The following is a 3,024-nucleotide window of genomic DNA, read 5'->3' on the forward strand; positions in this document are numbered from 1 at the left end:
GAGCCCACCGTCGCCTGGGGGTACCCCCAGGCGACGGCCAAGGGGGAGCATCGTCCGCGCCAAACGGACGCTGGCGAGGGCGGGTGTGCCTTTCGAGGTCCCGTACGGCGAGGAGCGCGCCGCCCGCCTCTCCTCGGTGCTCGAAGTCATCTACCTGATCTTCAACGAGGGCTACTCGGCCACCGCGGGCGACGACTGGCTGCGCCCGGGCCTCTGCGAGGACGCCCTGCGCCTCGCCCGCGTCCTCACCGGCCTCATGCCGAAGGAGCCCGAAGTCCACGGCCTGGCCGCGCTCCTGGAGCTCCAGGCGTCCCGCACGGCCGCCCGCACCGGCCCCGACGGCGAGCCCGTCCTGCTCGCCGACCAGAACCGCCGCCGCTGGAACCAGCTCCTGATCCTCCCCCATAGCCTTCGGCATGGGAGGTGCCCCCAGGCTTCGCCGCCCTCGGCCGCGCCAACGCGGTGGGTGACGCCCCCGGGCCGTACACACTGCAGGCCGCCATCGCCGCGTGCCATGCCCGGGCGGTGACGTACGGGGACACCGACTGGGCGACGATCGCCGCCCTGTACGCCAGGCTCGCCGCCGTCGCACCTTCCCCTGTGGTCGAGTTGAACCGTGCGGTCGCCGTCTCGATGGCCGAGGGCCCGGCGGCCGGCCTGGCGATCGTGGATCTGCTCGCGGACGAACCCGCTCTGAAGGACTACCACTTGCTCCCGAGCGTGCGCGGCGACCTGCTGGCCCGCCTCGGCCGAAGCTCCGAGGCCCGCGCGGAGTTCGAGCGGGCCGCGTCGCTCACCCGCAACGCCCGGGAGAGAGCTGCTGCTCGCGAGGGCCGCTCGGGCCGACGAGTGATCATCGCGGGCCGGCAGGGCGATAGCCTCGTCCACATGTCCCGTCGCAACCCCCTTCCCCCGCCTCCGCCACCCGAGGACATACGCGCCTGGCCCGACCGCGAGGCACTGCTCGCCGACCGGGCGATGGTGCTGGACCGGCTCACCGGCCGGCTGCTGGGGGTGACCCAACTGCTGGGCTTCCTGCTGCTGGTGGCGGGACTTCAGCTCGGCTGGGGGATCGTGGGGGCGGGGCTGGTCAGCTTGAACAGGTTCGATCCCCTGGCCCTCGTCTTCCTGGTGATCTTCGGTGTGCTGGGGCTGGCCGTCCTGGTGCCGCTCGGGTTCGTCGTCGGCTTCGGTGTCCGCCGTGACCGCAGGATCCGTCAACTGCTGGGCGAATGGGCCGCGCTGGACCTCGACCCGGCGCGTGATTCCCGCCATCGCGTACCGGGCCTGAGTCTGCTGTGGTTTCTGGTGTCGTTCCTGCTCGGAGCGGTCGGGCTGTGGATCTCGTTCGTGGCCCCGGCGTCCGCACGCCCCGGCAGCTGGACGTACGGCCAAGTCGCGTACTTCATGGGCGTGGGCCTCGTCCTCTGGGTGATGGGTCTGATCGGCATCACCAAGGCGGTGGCCCACTACCGCTGGGCGGTCCGCCTCACGTCGGCCGTACGCCCCGCGCTCACGCCCGGCGGCGCGCACCGCTGAGCCGGCGCCGGACCGCTGAGCGGGTGTCGGACCGCTGAGCGGGTGTCAGACCGCTGCGGGAGCGCCGATCAGCACGGTCGGGGCCCCGGCGACGCGGGTGAGGAATACCGTCGCCGCGTTGGGCCCGCTCGGCTTCACCTTGCGGCGCAGCTCCTCCGGTTCGACGGCCGAGCCGCGCTTCTTCACCGTCAGGGTGCCGACTTCGCGCTCGCGCAGCAGGGCCTTCAGCTTCTTCAGGTTGAAGGGGAGTTCGTCGGTGATCTCGTACGCGGTCGCATACGGGGTCGGCCGCAGCTCGTCCGCCGTGATGTACGCGATCGTCTCGTCGATCAGGCCGCCGTCGAGGTCCTCGGCGACCTCGGCGACGAGATGCGCGCGGATGACGGCGCCGTCGGGCTCGTACAGGAAGCGGCCGACCTTGCGGACCTGCGGGTTGGGCAGGCCGCGGCCGGTCAGGGTCGCGCCGGAGGGAAGGAGGGTGGCGCGGCGGGTGCCGGGGACGATGACCTCGGTGCGGCCCTCGTCGTGCCAGAGCACGGCTTCCTTCACATCGCCGCCGTCCGAGATCCACTCCGCCTCGAAGTCGTGGGGGACCAGCTCGTGCGGGATGCCGGGCGCGATCTTGATGGCGCCGGTGCCGACCTGCCGTACCGCGTCGACCGCCCACGACAGCGGCGGCGAGTACGCCTCCGGGTCGAAGATCCGGCCCCGGCCGCCGCGCCGGGCCGGGTCGATGAAGAGCGCCTCGGTGCCACTGAGGTCGTAGTCCATGACGTCCGCGCAGGCGACCGTCATCAGCGGCGTGCCCTCCACCACCGTGCGGACATTGACCAGGGCGGTCTCGGCGGTCACCGGGTCCCGGTCGACGGCCTGCACGACGAAGCCCGCACGGGCGAGGGCGATCGCGTCGCCGCCGATGCCGCAGCACAGATCCGTAACGGCGACCGGGCCGATGTCCCAGAAGCGCTTGGCCCGGTACGCGGCGACCGACGCGCGCGTGGCCTGCTCGATCCCGTGCGGCGTGAAGTACATCCGGTACGCGTCCTCCGCGCCGAACTTCGCCACCGCCCGCTGCCGTAGCCGCGCCTGCGTGAGCGCCGCGGAGACCAGCTCGGCAGGGTGCTCGCGGCGCAGCCGGGTGGCGAGGGCCAGCTCCTCTCCGGGCGCGTGGTCGCGCAGCGCGGCGAGCAGGGCCTGGCCCTCGTCGCCGAGCAGCGGCGAGAGGAGCGGGAAGCAGTCGTCAGTCACCCGGCCATTGTCGGCCAGCCGGGGGACGCTGCGCGCAGGGCGGCGGTGTCGGGGCCTTGCGGGGGAGTGGCGCTGACAGGATGCAGCGCCATGCAGCAAGTAAGACAAAAGGGAAAAATGCCAAGAAGATGGCGAGCTCGCGTGGCGCTCTCGATGTCGCTCCTCGTCGCGCTCGGCTCGGGCTGTGCCGCGGAGCCCTCGGACTGCGGTGAAGGCGGCGGGACGTCGCGGCCCGCC

At 72.6% G+C, this 3,024-nt stretch carries 1 protein-coding gene and 1 pseudogene; one reads left to right on the plus strand and one right to left on the minus strand.

What is annotated here, in order from left to right:
* Positions 1 to 828: pseudogene (locus ACWGI8_RS42425) on the plus strand (RNA polymerase sigma factor); the annotation flags it as partial.
* A 756-nt stretch (positions 829 to 1,584) separates the two neighbouring features.
* Here the strand turns inward: ACWGI8_RS42425 and ACWGI8_RS42430 are convergent.
* Entirely contained in the window at positions 1,585 to 2,787 is a 1,203-nt protein-coding gene (locus ACWGI8_RS42430; protein ID WP_453668804.1) for a THUMP-like domain-containing protein, read from the minus strand.
* Between the last annotated feature and the right edge of the window lie 237 nt (positions 2,788 to 3,024).

The organism is Streptomyces sp. NPDC054841 (assembly GCF_053611045.1).